The following is a 20,560-nucleotide window of genomic DNA, read 5'->3' on the forward strand; positions in this document are numbered from 1 at the left end:
TTATTGTAACATAAAATTCGCCAGCGTCTACGCTTATTTTACCGTTTCCGACAAAATTCCCTCTAAAAATGGAAATGACCATCTAAAAAGATGGTCGATTCCGTTTAATGTTGTTTCGTTAGCGCGTGTTCTACTTTAATGCAGCGATCCATCACGACCGTATATCCTTTTTCTTTTAAAAATTCATAAGCTTCTTCATTGACGACGCCAAGCTGCGCCCAAAATACATCGGCATCAATTTGCACAAATTCGCGGGCGATTTCCGGTAAATGCTCGGAACGGCGAAATACATTGACAATATCGACATGCCCGTCAATATCGGTTAATTTCTTTACTGCTTTAATGCCTTCCCATTCCTCGATCATCGGGTTGACGGGAATAATTTCATAGCCGGCATCTTTCATCGCTTTCGCCACCATGTATGACTCCCGTTCCGGATTGTTTGATAATCCAACAACGGCGATGCGTTTTGCTTTTTGCAAAATTTCTCGGATTTCTTCTCGACTTGGATTTGTAATTGGCATAAGCCCTCTCTCCTTTGTTTAATCTTTGTCGTACTATTTCTTCATGAATAAACAGAATCCTGCTAGCGGTTACAAAAAGATCATTCAAACAACTGCTCGGCAACGGATTCCACATCCGTCGTCGGTTGTTGGCAGGCAAAATTTTCACACACGTACACGGTCGTTTCCTCCCCAAGCGGTTCATACTCTGCCGCAAACGGAGCGATGTCTGCCACATCGGCCGGGTGTTCCGCCGCCAACAGAAAAACGTCCGGCGCAAATGTGTGCTGCCATTGCTGAATCAAATACTCTCGTTTTTCGTCGCCTTGTTTTCCAAACAAAACAACTTCGACGGTTTGAGCCTCAAGAAGCGACAATCCTTGCAAGAAAAACGTATGACCGCTTTCGTACGTTTCGACTTGACGCTGGAAGACTTTATACATCGTTTCTGCTTTTTCCAATAGCGCAAAATCACCTGTCAGCTTTGCTAGACGAATCAGTTGCACCGCGGCAACACTATTTCCCGATGGCAACGCACCATCGTAAATTTCTTTTTCCCGAACGATAAGCGCCTCCGCGTCGCTTCCGGTCATAAAAAACGCGCCGTACTCTTTATCCCAAAACAAGTCGATCATTTGCTCCGTACATGCTTTCGCTTTTTGCAAATATGACAACTCCAGCGTCGCCTCATACATTTCGATATACGCCCAAATAAGATAGGCATAGTCGTCGATAATGCCAAGATGCTTCGCTTCCCCATCGCGATAGCGCACCATCAGCCGACCGTCTTGAAAAAGGTTGATTTCGATAAATGAAAGCGCCTGCTTTGCCATCTGTAAATAGTCGCGGCGTTCATATACTTTTGCTGCTTTCGCCAGCGCGGCAATCATTAACGCATTCCAAGCTGTTAATATTTTATCATCCACATGCGGATAAACACGCAGCGAACGATCGGCAAACAGCTTCTGTCTCGCTTCTTTGAGTTTTTCGCAGAGCTCTTCTTCCGTCAGACGATATCGTCTTGCGATGCGGTCCATTCTCGTATGAATGAGATTTGGCACGTTTTTTCCTTCAAAATTTCCTTCTTCAGTAATATCATACACATCACAATACAATTCGCCAAGTTCAGTGCCGAGCACGTTCATCACTTCATCGGGTGTCCATACGTAATATTTTCCTTCCACCCCTTCCGAATCGGCGTCAATCGCTGAATAGAAAGCACCGTCATCAGAAGTCATTTCCCGCTTGACAAATTCAATGATTTGTTCCGCAATTTCCTTATATCGTTCATTTTTCGTTAATTGATACGCTTCCGTATATGTGATGACTAAAAGCGCGTTATCATACAACATTTTCTCAAAGTGCGGCACAAGCCACATCGCATCGGTCGAATAGCGGGCAAACCCGTAGCCGATATGGTCATAAATGCCGCCGTTGGCCATGCCGTTTAACGTTTTTTCCACCATCATCAGCGCACGCTCATCCCGCTTCCATTGGTAATAACGCATTAAAAACATGAGCATGTGCGGAATTGGAAATTTTGGCGCACCGCCAAAACCTCCATATACTGCATCAAAACTATTCGAAAGCTGCCGATATGCCTTTTCGATCGCCTCGAGAGACAGCCGCTCCGTTCCCGAAGCGTGCGCGGACTGTTCGAGCTCTTTTGTTATTTGTTCGGCAACCCTCGTAATTTCACTTGGATTTTCCTTATATTTGTCATATAGCTGTGTCAATACGTCAATAAAACCAGGACGGCCGTACCGGCTGTGTTTTGGAAAATACGTTCCCGCGTAAAACGGCTTCCCCTCCGGCGTCAAAAACACGCTAAGCGGCCAGCCGCCATGCCCCGTTAGCATTTGGCAGACGCGCATATAAATGGAATCAATATCCGGACGTTCCTCGCGGTCCACTTTAATCGATATGTATTTTTCGTTTAAGATCGCGGCAACTTCTTCATCTTCAAAGCTCTCATGCGCCATTACATGGCACCAGTGGCAAGTAGATTAATACTCCAATTCTTCTGCGTATTTCTATTCCAAGCCCCCTATTAGAGGGCTAGGAATAACCGATGGACAGGAATACAGGCTTACCTTCCCTTTTTGCTTTTTGAAACGCTTCTGGCGACCATTCCAACCAATTCACAGGATTTGTTTCATGTTGCTTCAAGTAAGGACTTTTCGACATGACTAACCAATTGTATTTTTCGTTATAACGTTGGCGTTCAAGATATTCCTTCACTATGTAACACTCCCTTTTATCAAATGTTAGAACACTTCTTCCATCTTCGCTTGAACGGTTGTCCATAAGACGTATAAAAATATTTGCTAGGAATTTATGTTCTTTTTTATTTTACCATATTGTTCCTAATTCGATACTTAAAAATAAGGTACCAAAAAAGATGGTACCGTCAAGAATTTTGTGTAATGTAATGGGGTAGGGTTTCTCTGAAATGGATTTGAATTGATAGGGGACTGATTTTCTCCACACAGGAGACTGAATATTCAGTCTCCTGTGTGGACAGAGGAAACCCCCTTTCTTTGCTTATTTGTTTATTTACAATATTTGGTTAATTGTAGCATTCTTCAAACATTCGCTCGAGGGCTTCCTGTGCTTCGGCAAATCCTCTTAACTTTCGCCCTGCCCATTTCTCATTAAAATCTTGGATGGTCAAATACACGACTTTTTCCGCGGCTTCTAAACTATTCAAACTGTTCATCGGTTTTAGGCGTTTCCGAATCTCCTTGATCGTTCGTTCGATGGCATTGGTCGTGTAAATCACACTTCGAATACTGCTTGGATAATCCATAAATGTAAGGAGGACATCCAACTCATTGGCCCAAGATTGAACTTCTCTCGGGTATTTACCAGACCATTTCGACTCAAACTGTTGAAACATTTGTAACGCCATCTCCTTATTCGGCGCGCGATAAATCAGTTTGAGATTCTCTGCCACTTCAAATTGATCTTTTTTCCGAACACGGCTGAGGGTGTTGCGGACTTTGTGCACGACACAGCGCTGCACATCGGCTTTCGGATACACCGCCTTAAAGGCTTCCTCCAACCCCGGTAGTCCATCGAATACGCCCAGAAGCACTTCCTTTACGCCCCTGTTGTATAGTTGTTGAAGAATCTCCTGCCATACATAGGCGCTTTCCTGTCCTCCCACAAAGAAATCAAGAATTTCGCGATATCCTTCTTCATTCACCCCTAACGCCACATAAATGGCTTCTTTCTCCACGGTTTCGCGACGAAGTTTTACGTATAAACCATCCAAATATAAGACAGAATAACGCTTGTGCAGTGGACGAGTGTGCCATTTCTCGATGCCCTCTTTCACGACATCGGTAATACGGCTGATCGTTGCAGGAGAATAGGCATTTCCTAGAATTCGTTCGATAAACTTGCCAATTTCCCGTGTACTCATGCCACTTTGATACATCCTAATGATGGCTTCCTCCAGCCAGCCGGTGTGGCGTTGATAAGGGGCAAACAACTGTGTTTGAAATTCCCCGTTTCGGTCTCTTGGCACCAAAAGACCCTCAATCCGGCCATATTGTGTATCTAGATTTCGTTGATAGTAGCCGTTTCTCATATTGGATGTGTCCGCCTGTTCGATTTCGAGGAAATGTTTGATTTCTTCCCGCATAATCAGCTCTAATTTTTCCTTCACAAACTGACGAATGACACTTTCCAGTTGATTTGCCCAGTCGACATTCGGTATACTTCTTTTAGACATAGGTAGGGTACTCCTTTCTCTAAGATTTTTGGTCCAATCAGAGAATACCCTACCTTTTTTCTTTTGTTCTAGCAAAATGCTTTACACAAACTTTTATACATCATCTAATGTGCTAGTTTATATCATCATTTTTAACCTCAATTTTTGTAAGATATCTTTTTCAGCATGATATACCCCTTGACCATTAGTATAGTTTAATTCATGTTCTAATTTGTTTATCAAACTTTTTGCTCCTTTAACATCTCCCTTTAAATACTTAATTATGGCAAGGGAACGGTTATAGGCATATGAATCTAATTTTGATACTCCTTTAAATAATTTATCTATTTCTTCTAAGTTTTCCTCACTGTTTCCATATAAAAATTTATAGAGTATGTATAAACTGTTAAAATTCCCTTTGATAAATTTATTTTCCTTTGTAAGCGGTTCATTTATGATTGGTTGTATACTTAAAAAAATCTGTTCAACATTCCCAGCGTCAAAATAATAATAAAAAAGAAATGTATAGATCATATGATTTTCAATTGAATTTTTCCCTTTAATTATTTCTTTACACTTTTCAATCAACTCTTTATCCCATTCAATTGGTCTTTTTGAACTAAACATCTCACTAAGTATTTGAAATTTTAAAATATGTAAAAACGTTTGTTCCTTGTCTTTAAGTAATAAAAATATATTTCCTCCATCGTTTGCTTCCCCTTTTATAATTGGAAATGAGGTAGCTATAAATATAACAATGTTTAAAAGAGAACACCATAGCATAAAATCGTTTTTATAAATCTTCCCAATCATGAAAAATATAAGAAATGCTATAAAACTAAAAAAAGGGCCTCCAAACAAAAACAATCCCCATTTTGCTTTTATTTTAGAAAAAGTTTCAACAGTAGGGGTCACAAAAGAAACTCCACCGAAATAAATCCAATGTTTATTTTCACGTATTTTTAATTTTCCTTGCACTTTTTCAATTAAAAAGGGACCAAAAGTAAGAAAATGGAAATTAAACTTACATAATACCCCAAAGATCACATGCCCTAATTCGTGCAAAAAAATAGCAATAATCAAACAGATACCCAAAATCCATATATCGAAAATAGTCGATGCTAATGATGGAAATAATTTAGTAACTATTAAGGAAATAAAGAATATAATTAGAAGTAAAATACTAGGTCTATAAATTATATTTTGCATTGAAATCCTCCCTAACCATATTTCTTATAGATAAATCCAGATATTCTAGGAAGAGGCGGGATCCCAACCGAGTTCGGCGGGTATACGGGTTAAGATCGTTTGTTTTAGTTCTTGTTGTTGTTTTTTCATTAAGAACGGAACCCGTCCCAGTGGGCTTTTTCGGTCCAACAGAAGATTGAATAAGGAAACATAAAAAAACGACGGTTTGGCGGCACAGGTTGAGCATGGCAGCAACATCTTTGCCCAAATATCCTTCCATCACGAGACGAACCGCCATGACACGTTGACCAGCGAGGCCTTTTTGATTTTTCATTCTTCTTGGCAAAGTTTTCGTGATGTCCATCCACGGTCATTCGTAATAGTGAGTCGTCTCATCCTGGGTTTGTTCCTTTTCCGATCGAGTGCTTAGGAGCAGTATGATCAAGATGAGAGAAGTTTATCCAAGCGTTAACTTTGTAAGGTGCATCAGCCTTGTTGACCCCAGTTGCAAGGAGATACTTCGACAGAATTCGTTTTCATCCTTTCGATGGTGACGAATTTTTCGTTATGGGAGTATATGTTAATTTTGTAATTAAATATAAAAAATCGAGCGATGAACCAAAATATTTATCATTATAACTAATATACCCTAAAAAGAAGAAAGACACCAACTTCCTTCGTCAGTGTCTTCTAACGATATTCAATTCAAAAAAGTTATACGCTCCGAATTTGGGCTGCTCCATCACGCGGAGTATGAGAAAATGTAAGTGTCATTGGGACGGGGCGGTATAGCGGCTTCGATTACGACAGCCGCGTCTAGTATAATATTTCACAATCCTTAACCTTATATCATCGGAAAGTTCATTCCGGCACATTTAATCGTAACACCTTTACCATCTCGCCCGCATTCATCACGTTCCGGTCTCGGGGAATGACAATCAGGCAATCCGTATCACGGATAGAAGACAAAACGTTCGACTGGTCGATTCCAGCCGATCGGACGTAAATTTTTCCATCTTTTACTTCGCTTTTTCCGCGTACGATGCGATAAAACGAATCGTTTTTCTTGTAGTCCTCGGCGAGAAACGCTGAAAACGAAGGAAGATAAATATCAGGTTTTCCTTGCATCCCCCAAATAACTGGACGAACGAACAACTCAAACCCGACGAAACACGCTCCAGGGTTTCCGGAAAGTGCGAACAAAAATTTATCCCGCCAAACTCCGACAGTCGTTGGGCTGCCAGGACGCATGGCCACTTTGTTAAACAACATTTTACCGTCCCACTGTTCAAAAATGTCGACCAAAATGTCGTAATCCCCAACGGAAGCCCCACCGGTTGTAATGACGAGATCGACTTTTTCCATTGCATCGAGAATCATTGATTTAGCCAATCCAACATCATCTGGCACCTTCTCGAGGAGAACAGGAATTCCACCGGCATTTAACACCTGGGCGGCGACCATGTAGCTGTTGCTGTTGCGAATTTTACCAGGCTCGAGCGGATCGCTGACGTCAAGCAGTTCCGAACCTGTGGCAAAAATAGCAACTGTCGGCCGTCGTGAAACAGTGACTGTATCATAACCGAAGGCAGCAAGGAGGGCGGCTTCCCCAGGATTGATCTTGCGTCCTTTTTCGAGGATCAACGTACCTTTTGCCATTTCTAGCCCAATGGGAATGACGTTTTCATCCGGTTTCGTCTCCCTTAAGAATTTATTAGAGCATGATCTGAGGTCAACTACCCAACGGCTAAAGCCGTGGGCTTGCAACTAGCCTAATTGGCTGCCGCGTTCGGCTGGTTGACAGCAGCCCTGCGGATGTTTTCCGCAGCCACGTTGTCGGCAGGGGCAGCGTACCCACAAGCTCGACAACAAAACTGATCCCTTGACGGTCTGTTTTCTTTGGCCACATGTCCGCAAACCGGACAGGTGCGGGAAGTATTTTTTGGATGAACCAATACCACCGGCACGCCAGCGATCGCCGCTTTATACTCAATAAACTTTCTCAACTGATAAAAAGACCAAGAAGAGTGTTGACGACGCTGTTGCTTTTTAACCGTTTTCTCGGTGCGTTGGCGGATGCCCTTTAAATCTTCAAGGGCAATGCCGCATCCGAGTGCCTTTGCCTTTTCAACAATCTTCTTGCTAATGCAGTGGTTCACATCACGGGCAAATAGTTTTTCCTTCTTGGAACGCTTTTTAAGCAGGCGTTTCGCTGACTTGGTGCCTTTCTTTTGGAGTTTGGCGCGAAGTTTCGCATGGCGGCGGCGCAGCCCGTTGACCTTCGAGCCGGAAAATACCTCACCGGTGCTATCGACGGCGATATTAATGATGCCAAGGTCCACACCGATAAATCCGTTTTCGGAATTGGGCTGGCCTTCGGGAACGTCCACCACGAGCAGTAAATAAAAAATACCGTTTTGAAGGACTAAATCGGCTTGACCCCGAACACGGTTGCCGCACAGCAAACCTTGATGGTAGCGGCTAATGACCATAGGGATTTCCATTCTTCCTTGCAAGGTAAGGATGGAAGCATACTCTAACCCTTTAAAGGACAGGATTCTTTCATCATACACGATGGCACCGGTTTCTTTAAAGTTATGCAAGGTTTTTTTATCCAAACGATAGCTTTCCGACACTTTGCCGATGGCACGAACGGTCATTTGGGCAGAGAGGCCAAATTTTTCCCTGACGTCATAGTAGCAAAGCCGCTGGATTTTCGTTTTGGAAAAGGTTCTGGAGCGAAAAGCAATCTCGCTAATATAGTTGCATGCTTGGTTAAACCGTTTCATTGTTTCCAGCAGCGCATGAAACTGTTCAAGAGTTGGCATTAATTTAATCTTGAGAGTGCAGAGCATTCTTGATTCACCTACCTTTCTAAATCCAGTGTACTTATATTGAACGAAAAATTCAATATATACTGAAAATATAAACCCCGCCTTCCTCCCACAGCTAAAGCAGTGGGCTTCCGGCGGATGTTCTCGTGATATCATGTTCATGAATTCACAAAATTAAACATTATTAACATGAGTAACATAAAAACTGTACAAAAAACTAGCTACTTTCCGAAGTGACAAAAACAAATCTATTGAACGAGAAACTTACCAATACTATAACAAAAAAACGATCATAAATTCTTTGACAGTTTGACAAATGTGTTACAAAATTACGACGAAATTCGTAAAAGATCTTATACATATATTAAAAATCGCTATAAAAAGCAGAATTTGGCATCATTGATGGAACAGTTATCCATAAATAGATGATTGACAGGGGGGGAAGTACATAATCACATTTGAAAGCGAAACATATAGTACTGGTACCAAAAAAAAAGAAGGAAATATCCTTTTAAAATCTTCCCGATCTAAAAATCGAATATAAAAGCCAGCAAAACATTAAGGTAGCGACGCAAAAGCCAATCTCGATCGCCGGAATTTTCCACAATAATGTCGATTGTCTTCCCATCGACGAGCCGATAATAATGCCGACCATAATGATGCTGAAGGAAAGCAAAACAATGCTAAACGATAAACGATTACTGATTTGGTCTAATTTTCTCAATAGAAAATCCAGGTCAGGGATGCCGATCTCCAGGCGTACTTTCCCTTGATTCATCAGTCTCGTTAATTCTTTTATATTTTTCGGCAAATCCACAAGCAGTTCCCCATAATCGGAAAAGCGTTTCCATGCCATTTCCGCCACATTTTTCGGCCGCATCCGCTCCTTTAGCAGCTGGCGGCCAAACGGTTCGGCAAAGTCGATAATACTAAAGTCGGGATCCAATTTTTCCACGATCCCTTCCACCGTCAATAGCGCCTTCCCTAACAACGTTAAATCGCTTGGGATGCGGATCGAGTGGCGAAATGCAACATGAAGCAAATCCTGAACCGCCTCGCCGAGACTGACTTTGCTCAACGGAATATGATAATATTTTTCTCTCAATTGCTCGATATCTTCACGCAGCTGGCTTACATTTACCTCATCCGGCACCAAGCCCATATCTCCGATCGTTTTCATGACTCCATCGGTGCTTTGGCGCATCAAAGCGATAATTAAGGAAGATAAATGATATTTCATTTCTGGAGTGATTCTCCCTACCATGCCGAAATCAATGAACGCAATCACGTCTCCCGACAAAGCTAACACATTTCCCGGATGGGGATCTCCATGAAAAAAGCCTTCCATAAAAATTTGCTGGAACATTCCCTTCGCCAGCCGCTCCGCTAGAATTTTTAAGTTATAGCCGTGTTGTTTCAGCCGCTCAAGTTCCCCGAGTTTGATACCTTCTACATATTCCATCGTCAGTACTTTTTTTGTTGAATAGTCCCAAAACACTTTTGGCACATAAATAGTTGGATCGCTTTGAAACTGTTTGGAAAATTTCTCGGCATTGCGCGCCTCTACGGTGTAATCGAGCTCTAGACGAAGCGATTTCGATAGCTCGTCCAATATATCACGTATCTGATATTGCTCCGCCCACTCCAAGCGGCGTTCCGCAAGAGCGGTCAAATCTTGAAGAATTTCCAAATCTGTTTCTATGACCGATGCGATATGCGGCCGCTGAATTTTCACCGCTACCCTTTCACCGGAATGAAGGACTGCTCGATGAACTTGCCCGATCGAGGCAGCGGCAAGCGGAACTTCCTCAAAAGATCGAAAAATATGGTCCAGCTCTTCCCCCAACTCCTCCTCGATAATGCGGCGAACATCGGCAAACGAAAAAGGTGGGACTTGATCTTGCAATTTTTCCAGTTCACGAATAATGTGTTCTGGAATTAAATCGGGGCGCGTGCTAGCCAGCTGACCTAATTTCACGAAGGTCGGGCCTAGTTCCTCGAGCACAAGGCGGATGCGCTCGCCAATCGTTTTTTCATCCTTCTTTTTGCCTACACGCAGCCGTTGCGGAAGGGAAAGAAACTGGGAAAAGCCGATTTCCTCAACCACCATTTCAAAGCCATGGCGGAGCAATGCAACAGCGATATCGCGATAACGGCTTATATGGCGCATTCTTTTTCCAATCAATCCGTCCAGCCCCCCTTAATGGACATGGGCCCCCGTGGGACCCCTGTTCGATTACTAATCTTCTTTTTCTTCTAATTTTTCTTCTAAGCGGCGGATTCGTTGTTCTAATTGTTGCAGTTCGTCTTTCGTCACCAAATCGAATTTATCGATCACTTGTTTGATCTGTTCGCGCACGATGCGCTGCAATTCTGCTTTTCTTTCGTCTGTTTGCTGCTTCCACTGTTCAATAATATCCTTCGATTCTTCAAGCGACAATTCTCCTTTTTTCACCAACTCATCAATTAATTTTTCCACTTGCTCCTTGCTCGCTAACGCCAATCCGAGTCCAAACGCCAGTCCTTTTTTAAGAATGCTCATAAGCTTGCAGCCTCCTTTAAGTTTTTACATCATGATATCACTTTCACAACGTTGTGTCGAGCGCTCCTATTCTCCGTGAAAGCGCCCCTCCCATTGACCAATAAAACATTTCCCCGCTTTTTATAGATTTCCTCCCAAGATGTCTTTTTTGTTAATTTTCCTTTTAGACTGTCTTTTTATGAATCAATATTTGTCTTCTGTTTCAATAAGAAAAACGCACCTATTTATATAAAAAAGCACCGACTTTTTTGCAAAGTCAGTGCCTTCATCAACAAATCCATCATCTCCAAGCTTTCCACTCACCACTGTCCGGGTCGATAGAAACAAGGCGAAGCCAGCCGTTTTTCACTTTTCTGCGAAAATGAGGATCGTCTTCGAACAAACGCTCGATATTTTGCTGTGGTGCTTCGATGATGACGAGCAACCGAAGCGGGGAATGGAACATTTCGTCATCAGATGCCATGACCGACTGCCACGGAAGCCCGGCGAGCAAATCGCTGGCATTCCCTTGCATAACGCCGATTCCCGCGGTGACCGTTTGCGTCGTTTTGCTGCCGCTTCCGTAATAATGCGGAGCGACAGTTGATGCGTAATATTGCAAGTTAATCCATTGTGCAACGGTCACCGGACCGGTGATGATGTTGGCGAGCGCCTCGCCGGATGGATCTTTGCGCCAGTCATAGCTATGGAGAAATACTCTCCCTTCTAAATTACAATGCTTTGTTAACTCGCGGCGGCCAATGATCAACGCCGCGTTGCCGGCAAGCCCCCATTCCGGACGGATTTCGCTCCAGTCTTCGGCGCGGCGGCGTGCTTCAGCAAGCGGATCCTTTTGCTTTTTGTCGAGCCCCGGCAGCTTCGACAACCGCTCGTTATTCGTGTTGCGGCTTACTTCTTCGAGCTTTCCTTGCAGCATATCGAACGCTTTTTGTGCTGCTTCCGAAAGCGGTGGCACATAAAGCCAGCGAAGTTCATCGACCGTTGTCATATGCTCAGCAGCAACAAAAACAGTGTCTTCTGGAATAACGATTCCTTCCTTTGCAAGGCCTTCCCGCACCTCTTTCAGGTTACATAGCGCGGCAAACACACGAGCATTGAATCCTCCAGCCGCCCCGCCGCATGCCCCGCAATCAAGCGAAGAGGCATAAGGATTGTTCGTTGTTGTGCTTTCATGTCCGCAGACAACAACAAGCGGCGCAAATCGAGACGTCAATCCCATCCCTTTTAGTAGATTACTAACATATCTCACTTTTTCTTCCGCAGAAAACCCTACTGGCAGATCCGTTGTTTTCAAGGAATCATCACGGTGCAATGAAAGTTCCGTCATCGGCTTATGTTCTAATGTTTCTTGAACGTGGCGGAAGAAGCGGCCCGCTCCGCTTGGCGCTATACTTCGGGCGAGTGTATGCAAACCGAGCCACGGTCCGCTCACTTCTGGAAGCAACATGCTTGCAAGCAGATGTTGTTTCATTTTTTTAAACGTATGTCTGACCGAAAGCAGCACGTTTCGCCGTTTGCGGTATTCCTTTACGTTTGCTGCTGATGCATATTCGCGAACTTCATGCTGCGGCTTTACAATCACCGGGCAAGAAGCGTGTGCATGGTCGCTGTCCAGTTCGCGCGTTTGGATGGGAAGACCAAAGAAACCTGCACATCCGTATGTTTCAAATGGTCCTGCCTGCTCTAAATGACGGCGGAAAGGCTCAGAACGAACATCAATGCAAAAGATAAGCTGAGCGACTGCTTGTTTTGGCTCGTTGTTCGGAGAATGGGACGTAATCATTTTCTTTAGTTGCGCCTCTTGCGTATCTTCCCATGCTTCCAGCCAAAGTTTGCCGCGAACGATTTTGTCAAAGCGATAAGCAAGCGATAAACGCGCTTGCTGCTCCGCTTGCGGCAATTGCAGCCATTTTTCCGGCGTCCATCCCCCCCAATGCATCCAAGCCGCAAGAAGCGGAAGAAGAAACGCTTCATCGTCATCTTTTTGTTTCGCAAATGGTAAATGCGGCGCGATCAATGCCCATTCAAGCGAAAGGCGGATCGCTAAATAATCAACAAGCAACAAATGCGCTTGGCCCGATTGCTGCGAGCGCCACAACAATATCCCTGCCCAGCCAGGCAAAGAAAGAAGATGCGCTTCCAAGTAGCCTTTCATCTCTCCATGCGGTATTCCGAGCAACATCAACGCTTGTCGCAATGCTTCTTCAGGATCATGCGGCAAATCTTTCAATCGTTCGCGCTGCTGTTTGTTTAATGATGGATCGTTGATCACAAGCTTCCGCCATGCGTAGTAAAATCCTTTTTCTCGATATGGCATTGCCCATAAAGCTTGCGATTCATCTAAAAATAATTTGCACCATTTGATCATTTGGTGGTCAAGCACCCGCGCCCATTTCTCTTTGCCTTGCTCTTCAAGGAGAAGGCTTAGCGGCCGGGTCAGTAAATGGTTGGAATCGGATCGTAATCGCAGCACGTCTTTCACTTTCGCTGCCAAACTTTTTAATGGCAAAGACGTTAATACCTCGTTCGGAATTTCTTCGTGCCAAAGCGCAGCCCGGCAAAAACGTTCTGCTTCCTCACGCGGTATCGCCAGCGATTGCTCATCAAGCCAGCGTTGCAGCCGCATTTCCAAAAACTCCGGATTCAGTTCCCCTTTCCGTTGCGCCGCACGCAGCATGGACATGCTTGGATAAAGGTCAATATTTCGCAATAATTTGAAGCGGTGCGCAACTTGCTCAAACGAAAGATGTTCCAGTCCCATCCACGGATGACGCGCGACAAACGCGGCGATCGGCCAAAGCGGGGCGATTGCTTGGCTAGCGCTTTTGACGAGCGCGCTCACATTTATATCCACTGCGACATCTTCTCTCCGTTGTTTGCGCACATTAGGATGTTCGAGTGATACGGTTGTCGTATTCATTTGCCTGCGCCTCCTTCTTCAAATAAGCTGCAAGATAATGCGGATGGCTTTCTGCTGACTCTGAACGCGGTTCGCCAATATGGACGAGCCACATATATAAACGTGCAAATGAATCCGATGAACGATGGGCGGAAAACCATATGCTCGCTAATCCGCCAACTACTAACATAAAGACGGCTGTCATTTCAGTGATCATAGATGAACTCGAACTTAGCGGCACCGTTTTATGCAAAAGGATCATGAAACTGCCATGCACTGCTTCAGAAGCCAGCGCCACTCCTGCTAATACGGCCAATCCAATCCATCGTCCCTCTTCAAAAACAGCAAGCCGTCCCCACGCAAACGCCAGCGACCAGCCAAGGATCAGTGCGCTCAACAATCTCGCGTTTTCTTCCGGTGAGGTCATCCAAAACAGCAAGCCTATCGCAAAACCAAATATCGCTCCAGTAAGTAACCATGTCTTCGATAACGCTGGTGATAGACGAAATATTTTATTTGGACGTGGCACGACCGAACCAGATTGTAAAAATAATGTCGCTTTAAACAAACCGTGCAACACTAAATGAATGACTGCCGCAACATAAGCGCCTAACGCGCATTGAATGAGCATCAATCCCATTTGCGCCATCGTGGAGGCAACTAATTGCCGTTTATAGTCGACTTGAACAAAACTAATTCCTGTGCCGATGAGCACCGAAATGGAGGCGAGAACCAGCAGCAACATTTGCGATATATCACCGCTAAACAATGGAGAAAATCTTGTCAACAAAAGACCGCCCGCATTGATCAAACCAGCATGCATCACTGCTGAAATCGGGGTTGGTGTAACCGCCGACTCTAACAGCCAGCGCTGAAATGGCCATTGTCCGGCTGGAATGATCGCTGCCAATATAAGCAGCACATTCACCCCTGTTTTTTCCCACCATTCGAGATGGCGGATGCTTTCTGAGGACAAGGCAAGCGACAGCTGCCAATGTCCGGTTGCACTCCATAACCACAAACCAGCAGCAAACAAAGCAAGCCAGCTTAGTGAAAATACCATAGCCATACGCACCGCCGCTGTTCGTGCCGGACGCCATTCCCTTTTTAATCGTGTCAGCTGCACAAGCCCCAATAGCGGCAAGCCCCAAAAGAGAACAAGCAAACGAATATCATTGTTCATCCAGGTCAGCGCCGCGGCACTGACCGTAAAAGTAAGCAGGGAAAAATACTTACGATACGCACGGTCGCCATGCAAATAACGGAGGCAAAAACGCGCTATCATCCAGCCGAGCGTCAAAATAAACAGCGCCATAAACCAGGCGAGAATATCAGAACGCCATAATCCGGCCGCGGCATGATGATCAGCGAAAATCAGCCCCGCTAACGCCGCAGCAATCGGCAACACCATCACTCCCACATGCACCTGCACATAATATAGCGGCATGCGCCGATCTAGAAGCAATAAAGAACTGATGAGAGCCATTCCAACCGTTGCGAATAACAAGATGAACCAAACCAACCGAATCCCCCTCTCTCTTTTCCGCAACAAAAAAACCGGCTATGTCGTCCTCTATCCACCGTGTTTTCCCTTTTCCATCAAAAGGGTACACGAATGGCATCGAGTACACATAGCCGGTTTATCTTCAACGAGCCTATGAAGGCTTTTTGAAGATCTACCAAATGCACGTATTACTGTTCTTCGGTTTACTTTCAACCACTCCGCTCTAAACGGACTGTTTGAAAGTCTACCGAATGCGGAACATTCAGATTTTATTATTATGTTATTTAATCTATACAGAAACGTAAAGTTTGTCAATACCATATTTACTTTATATCACTATTGTCCCATGTTCGGTGAATCTTTTTTACATCAAAACAAAAGCGGAGGCCATTACCGCTAATTCATCGAAAAAGCTCTTCAGCAGCCGTTCGCTGAGCGCACCTGCCGCATAGTGAACGAAAAGAAGTGGAATAGTATCATTGACATTCGATGGAACGCCGCCCGCGAATCGGTAAGAAAACTGGAGGCATTACAGCCAGAAACGGCTATTACAGGACATGGAGCGCCAGTATCAGGTGAAAAACTGTGGGAAGGATTAGCGAAGTTAGCGCGCGAGTTTAACCAAATCGCCATGCCGGATTATGGAAAATATGTTCAATAACGAATTCGCCTCCTGTAAACAGCGGGAGGCGCCACTTTTACTGGTGATACGCGTAATTGAATAGCACATACGCCGCAACAAGCAATCGTTCCCATTCTTCATAGCCTTCGTTCACCCGAAACGTATAACGCCAGCGCAACAGCCGCGAACGTTTCCCTTCGGCGATCATTTTTCCATCTAACCAGACTTCCGTGCGGGAAACCATTTCCGGCGACTGAAAAAACAGCGTTTTTCCCTGTATCTCTACGATCATGCGCTCGCGCAGCTTCAACTTGTTTTTCCATGAATAATCCGTACGCGCCACTGCGACAACCGCTCCATTTTGCACAATATGCCACGTATCATTCACACGAAACAGTTTTTCCCGCTGCTCTATGATTTGTACCGAAGTTCCGTCCGCAAATGCAAAAGACAAATTTAAATACCACTGATTTTGATCGGACAAAATACTATTGACAATGCGCTGCCATGGAAGCGGAAAGAAGCGCCAAAACTCCCCCATCTTTTTCGTTCCCTTAAACAAGCGCTTTTTTCCAGTCCAAAATCGTTCCGCCATATGCGTATGCCAAACATCTTCGTCTTCCGCCCCTTCATAAGAGGCATCACGCCAAGCCTGCCAGCGTTCGATTCCCCAAATCAATAGCACCCCTGCTAGAAATCCCGAGACAATAAGCAGCTGTCCCCATTCAAATTTTCCTAAAACCAAAAAACGCAATGCCATCCCAATCGATGCAACAACGAAAAATAACCACAATCTCCCCAAAATTTCTCTCTCCTCTCCAAATAGCAGTAGACGAAAGAGGAGTGGAAAAAGTTACAATCGGATTTGCTTCGTTTTATCCTGTTTATGTTTTTGCGATCATAGCGTACCATCGTTGGAATGACATTGTAAAATTCGGACAACTTATCCCCGCTTTTTGCAGCACCGTTTGCACCACGGTTGCGTCATAAACAGCGATGCAACTCAAAAATTAATCAAACGTCTCTTTTTTCCGTACCGAGCCGCTTTCTTATCACCAGAAAAAAAACAATAATACAAAGATAATTTTCTTGTCATGTCATCCACTGTATGCGTATAATAAAGTTAAACAACATAAGATAAAAACAGGACATTGGCGGCAACCAATGTCCCATCGATACACAGCTTACTGCAAGAAGTGCAGTGGCCCGGAAAGCGGATAGTAACCTACCCTCACTTAGGCCGAGCAGGGTGGGTTACTTTTTGTCTTTGGATACAGCGATGACGGCTACGATCAGCGATGCAAACGTAATCATTAACGTCAGCGCATCGGCAACGGTCATCATCAGCGGCACCTCCCTTCTTTAAGGGAGTAGCCACTGCCCACCCTGCATGTAGCTGTGCATGTTTATTATACCATAAATCCCCAAAAATACGAATATATATTCGTATGTTAAAATAAAAATAGGAATCTTTCACTAAAAGCGAAAAAATGATTAGAACATTAGAATAAAGGAGATACTTTTTATACGGTAGATCCCGACCAACAGAAAAAGAAAAGAGAAACGGACGAAAAAATTCGCGAACTCGCCATATACTTATCTACATCATTTAATGATTTACCATAACTGTTTAAAAATCATAGGCGGCAAGAAGTTTCTTGCTGCTTATGCACATCTTATAACAAAAAAACACTGATCAAAACTTTTCGCTTTCGATAATCAACCGTAGCGTTTTTTCATTTAATCCGTTTTGGCAAAACTGAAATGAAGTTCCCGTCATTCTCTTCGCCCTATCGACAATTTGTCCTAAATGGTAGCTCGTATGTTCGACCAAGTCAACTACCCAACGGCTAAAGCCGTGGGCTTGCAACTAGCCTAATTGGCTGCCGCGTTCGGCTGGTTGACAGCAGCCCTGCGGATGTTTTCCGCAGCCACGTTGTCGGCAGGGGCAGCGTACCCACAAGCTCGACAACAAAACTGATCCCTTGACGGTCTGTTTTCTTTGGCCACATGTCCGCAAACCGGACAGGTGCGGGAAGTATTTTTTGGATGAACCAATACCACCGGCACGCCAGCGATCGCCGCTTTATACTCAATAAACTTTCTCAACTGATAAAAAGACCAAGAAGAGTGTTGACGACGCTGTTGCTTTTTAACCGTTTTCTCGGTGCGTTGGCGGATGCCCTTTAAATCTTCAAGGGCAATGCCGCATCCGAGTGCCTTTGCCTTTTCAACAATCTTCTTGCTAATGCAGTGGTTCACATCACGGGCAAATAGTTTTTCCTTCTTGGAACGCTTTTTAAGCAGGCGTTTCGCTGACTTGGTGCCTTTCTTTTGGAGTTTGGCGCGAAGTTTCGCATGGCGGCGGCGCAGCCCGTTGACCTTCGAGCCGGAAAATACCTCACCGGTGCTATCGACGGCGATATTAATGATGCCAAGGTCCACACCGATAAATCCGTTTTCGGAATTGGGCTGGCCTTCGGGAACGTCCACCACGAGCAGTAAATAAAAAATACCGTTTTGAAGGACTAAATCGGCTTGACCCCGAACACGGTTGCCACACAGCAAACCTTGATGGTAGCGGCTAATGACCATAGGGATTTCCATTCTTCCTTGCAAGGTAAGGATGGAAGCATACTCTAACCCTTTAAAGGACAGGATTCTTTCATCATACACGATGGCACCGGTTTCTTTAAAGTTATGCAAGGTTTTTTTATCCAAACGATAGCTTTCCGACACTTTGCCGATGGCACGAACGGTCATTTGGGCAGAGAGGCCAAATTTTTCCCTGACGTCATAGTAGCAAAGCCGCTGGATTTTCGTTTTGGAAAAGGTTCTGGAGCGAAAAGCAATCTCGCTAATATAGTTGCATGCTTGGTTAAACCGTTTCATTGTTTCCAGCAGTGCATGAAACTGTTCAAGAGTTGGCATTAATTTAATCTTGAGAGTGCAGAGCATTCTTGATTCACCTACCTTTCTAAATCCAGTGTACTTATACTGAACGAAAAATTCAATATATACTGAAAATATAAACCCCGCCTTCCTTCCACAGCTAAAGCAGTGGGCTTCCGGCGGATGTTCTCGTGACCATTAGGAAGGACCACTTTATTACTTCGCAAATTCCCAAATGGTGTTTGATAAATATATTCGCTTTTTATCACTTGCCACTTTTTCATCATAACATCTCCTTACAACCGCTGAAACTCCGGCGTTTCCATCAGGCGCGCGAAAAACCGTTGTTTCGCTTCCCGGTACGCTTCCATACTTTTTCCTTCGTATGCCTTTTTCAATTCGTCATATTCCGCTCTGTATGTGTCATTCGCCAACAACACTTCACGGAATTTCCAAAAGATGTCTAATTCAGAACCGATAACGGTTAGTTGGACACCTAATGGCGGATCGGTCGTATCATCTTGAAATGCGCGGAAATAGTCCGTTTGCACGCTTCCCTCATTGATTGCATATAAAGCGGACAGTTTCTCTACAGCAACAGTAAATATTTCCGCAGGAACCCGCACTTGAATATCAAGATCCCCTTTGGTGAGGCTATTGGGAATCGCCGTGCTTCCAACGTGCTGAATATCCGCTTCCGGCAACAGACGCAAAATTTTTTCCTTCTGTTCCAAAAATGTTTTTTCTGCTTGTTCGTGAAAATGGCTTTGCTCTAAAAAATGAACACGTTCCATTTTGTTTCCTCCGAATTACAACAATTTTGCCATGTAATATTCATCAACATATTTTCCATTTCTCTGCAAAGAATGCCGTTTGATCCCTTCTTGTTCAAACCCCATTTTGCGATATAACGATACCGCGCGTTGATTGTTGACGACTACCGTTAATTCCAACCGATGAATGCCTTTCGTGCGAGCCCAACGCTCCAATTCGGCAAATAGCATCGTACCGATTCCTTTTCCTCTATACGAAGCCAGCACGCCAATGACGATATATACCGTATGCTTATTTCGTCTCGCGCTCCCTCCTCTTGCCACTAGATACCCAACTAGCTTTCCGTCCGCCTCTGCCACCAGTATCGTGGAGTTTTCCTCATTCTGCATCGCTTCGATTTGGCTTCTCTGCAGATCTGGAGTGAGCGTTCGTTCCCCTGCCTCAAACAGCATAAATTCTGCTTCTTTTTCTACTTGCAAGATGAGGTGTGCCAACTCTTCTGCATCGTCTACCGTCGCATGCCTTACGTTCATCTTATCTATCCTCCTCCAAATATTCCCGCGCCAAATCAAAATTTCGATATCGCGCCATAGCGGTTTTCAGTTTTTTCAACCCTACTTTTTGATAAAACTTCTCTTTTCCGGTAGTGGCAATTAAATGCACGCAAGAAACGTGCTTAAGCTGCTCAAGCAAATCCTCGATAATTGCTTTTCCGATGCCATGACCTTGGAAATCACGATGAACGACGACATCATAAATCGCCGCATTAAATACTCCATCGGAAAGCGCACGGCCAAACCCAACGATGCGTCCGTTATAGACCGCAAGTGCAATCACGTCGCTTGCTTCAAATACCTGTTGGATGATTTCCTCGGAATGTTTCGTCCATCCGGCTGATTCGTATACATCTTTCATCTCTTGCCAATTCGCCTTGGATAAATCTCTATAGACGTGAATGTTCACCTCGATCCCCCTTACTGTCTCGAATTCGTTTCTTTTTCAAGCGCATTTGCGATTCAATCTAGCTTTCGATTGATACGTTGCAACGATCCGATTGCGGATAATACAAAATATGTCTAAAACA

Annotated in this window: 19 protein-coding genes and 1 pseudogene; 1 reads left to right on the forward strand and 19 read right to left on the reverse strand. The window is 44.3% G+C overall.

From position 1 onward, the window contains the following. Positions 1-104: 104 nt before the first annotated feature. The 12 genes from FNL97_RS09195 to FNL97_RS09245 form a co-directional block, all read right to left on the reverse strand. The gene (locus FNL97_RS09195) at positions 105-524 is read right to left on the reverse strand and encodes a CoA-binding protein (protein ID WP_015863861.1); all 420 of its coding nucleotides are present in this window, start codon (positions 522-524) and stop codon (positions 105-107) included. Between the two features lie 80 nt (positions 525-604). Then, complete coding sequence (locus tag FNL97_RS09200; protein WP_172713573.1) at positions 605-2,485, reverse strand: thioredoxin domain-containing protein; 1,881 nt, start codon at positions 2,483-2,485, stop codon at positions 605-607. A 76-nt stretch (positions 2,486-2,561) separates the two neighbouring features. Continuing rightward, positions 2,562-2,744 (reverse strand): DUF255 domain-containing protein, encoded by a 183-nt coding sequence (locus FNL97_RS18000; RefSeq protein WP_172713574.1) that lies wholly within the window; start codon positions 2,742-2,744, stop codon positions 2,562-2,564. Between the two features lie 328 nt (positions 2,745-3,072). Next, positions 3,073-4,242, reverse strand: coding sequence for an IS256 family transposase (locus FNL97_RS09205; RefSeq protein WP_143415590.1), 1,170 nt, complete (start codon positions 4,240-4,242; stop codon positions 3,073-3,075). A 117-nt stretch (positions 4,243-4,359) separates the two neighbouring features. Next, entirely contained in the window at positions 4,360-5,430 is a 1,071-nt protein-coding gene (locus tag FNL97_RS09210; RefSeq protein WP_143415592.1) for a M50 family metallopeptidase, read from the reverse strand. Further along, positions 5,411-5,773 carry a hypothetical protein gene (locus tag FNL97_RS09215; RefSeq protein WP_429907985.1) on the reverse strand — a complete coding sequence of 121 codons (363 nt, stop codon included), beginning with the start codon at positions 5,771-5,773 and terminating at the stop codon, positions 5,411-5,413. Before FNL97_RS09215 ends, FNL97_RS09210 begins: the two co-directional genes overlap by 20 nt. Before the next feature lie 497 nt (positions 5,774-6,270). Beyond that, a complete protein-coding gene (locus tag FNL97_RS09220; protein ID WP_286173347.1) occupies positions 6,271-7,068 on the reverse strand; it encodes a molybdopterin molybdotransferase MoeA in 798 nt (265 codons plus the stop codon). 113 nt (positions 7,069-7,181) lie between these two features. After that, entirely contained in the window at positions 7,182-8,264 is a 1,083-nt protein-coding gene (locus tag FNL97_RS09225) for an RNA-guided endonuclease InsQ/TnpB family protein (protein ID WP_015863580.1), read from the reverse strand. A 490-nt stretch (positions 8,265-8,754) separates the two neighbouring features. Then, positions 8,755-10,428 (reverse strand): ABC1 kinase family protein, encoded by a 1,674-nt coding sequence (locus FNL97_RS09230; protein WP_062677806.1) that lies wholly within the window; start codon positions 10,426-10,428, stop codon positions 8,755-8,757. A 54-nt stretch (positions 10,429-10,482) separates the two neighbouring features. Next, positions 10,483-10,785, reverse strand: coding sequence for a phasin family protein (locus FNL97_RS09235; RefSeq protein WP_015863859.1), 303 nt, complete (start codon positions 10,783-10,785; stop codon positions 10,483-10,485). 280 nt (positions 10,786-11,065) lie between these two features. Then, positions 11,066-13,705: a DUF2309 domain-containing protein gene (locus tag FNL97_RS09240; protein ID WP_143415594.1), complete on the reverse strand. Its 2,640-nt coding sequence runs from the start codon at positions 13,703-13,705 to the stop codon at positions 11,066-11,068. Further along, the gene (locus tag FNL97_RS09245) at positions 13,671-15,206 is read right to left on the reverse strand and encodes an NADH dehydrogenase subunit 5 (protein WP_143415596.1); all 1,536 of its coding nucleotides are present in this window, start codon (positions 15,204-15,206) and stop codon (positions 13,671-13,673) included. Before FNL97_RS09245 ends, FNL97_RS09240 begins: the two co-directional genes overlap by 35 nt. A 466-nt stretch (positions 15,207-15,672) precedes the next feature. Here FNL97_RS09245 and FNL97_RS09250 point away from each other — a divergent pair. Beyond that, a pseudogene (locus tag FNL97_RS09250) lies at positions 15,673-15,849 on the forward strand (MBL fold metallo-hydrolase); the annotation flags it as partial. A 37-nt stretch (positions 15,850-15,886) separates the two neighbouring features. Here FNL97_RS09250 and FNL97_RS09255 read toward each other — a convergent pair. From FNL97_RS09255 to FNL97_RS09275, 7 genes are all read right to left on the reverse strand, one after another. Beyond that, entirely contained in the window at positions 15,887-16,612 is a 726-nt protein-coding gene (locus FNL97_RS09255; protein ID WP_015863856.1) for a tubby C-terminal domain-like protein, read from the reverse strand. 452 nt (positions 16,613-17,064) lie between these two features. Continuing rightward, the gene (locus tag FNL97_RS18445) at positions 17,065-17,154 is read right to left on the reverse strand and encodes a putative holin-like toxin (protein ID WP_233252961.1); all 90 of its coding nucleotides are present in this window, start codon (positions 17,152-17,154) and stop codon (positions 17,065-17,067) included. A gap of 531 nt (positions 17,155-17,685) precedes the next feature. Further along, entirely contained in the window at positions 17,686-18,768 is a 1,083-nt protein-coding gene (locus FNL97_RS09260; protein WP_015863580.1) for an RNA-guided endonuclease InsQ/TnpB family protein, read from the reverse strand. A gap of 11 nt (positions 18,769-18,779) precedes the next feature. Then, the gene (locus FNL97_RS18880; RefSeq protein WP_502707715.1) at positions 18,780-18,989 is read right to left on the reverse strand and encodes a hypothetical protein; all 210 of its coding nucleotides are present in this window, start codon (positions 18,987-18,989) and stop codon (positions 18,780-18,782) included. Positions 18,990-18,998: 9 nt separating this feature from the next. Beyond that, positions 18,999-19,496 (reverse strand): GrpB family protein, encoded by a 498-nt coding sequence (locus tag FNL97_RS09265; protein WP_143415598.1) that lies wholly within the window; start codon positions 19,494-19,496, stop codon positions 18,999-19,001. A 15-nt stretch (positions 19,497-19,511) separates the two neighbouring features. After that, positions 19,512-20,009 (reverse strand): GNAT family N-acetyltransferase, encoded by a 498-nt coding sequence (locus FNL97_RS09270; RefSeq protein WP_143415600.1) that lies wholly within the window; start codon positions 20,007-20,009, stop codon positions 19,512-19,514. Position 20,010: 1 nt separating this feature from the next. Further along, positions 20,011-20,391 (reverse strand): GNAT family N-acetyltransferase, encoded by a 381-nt coding sequence (locus tag FNL97_RS09275; RefSeq protein WP_502707811.1) that lies wholly within the window; start codon positions 20,389-20,391, stop codon positions 20,011-20,013. Positions 20,392-20,560: the final 169 nt, after the last annotated feature.

Origin of the sequence: Geobacillus sp. E263 (assembly GCF_007197795.1) — a bacterium.
Taxonomy (GTDB): Bacteria; Bacillota; Bacilli; order Bacillales; family Anoxybacillaceae; genus Parageobacillus_B; species Parageobacillus_B toebii.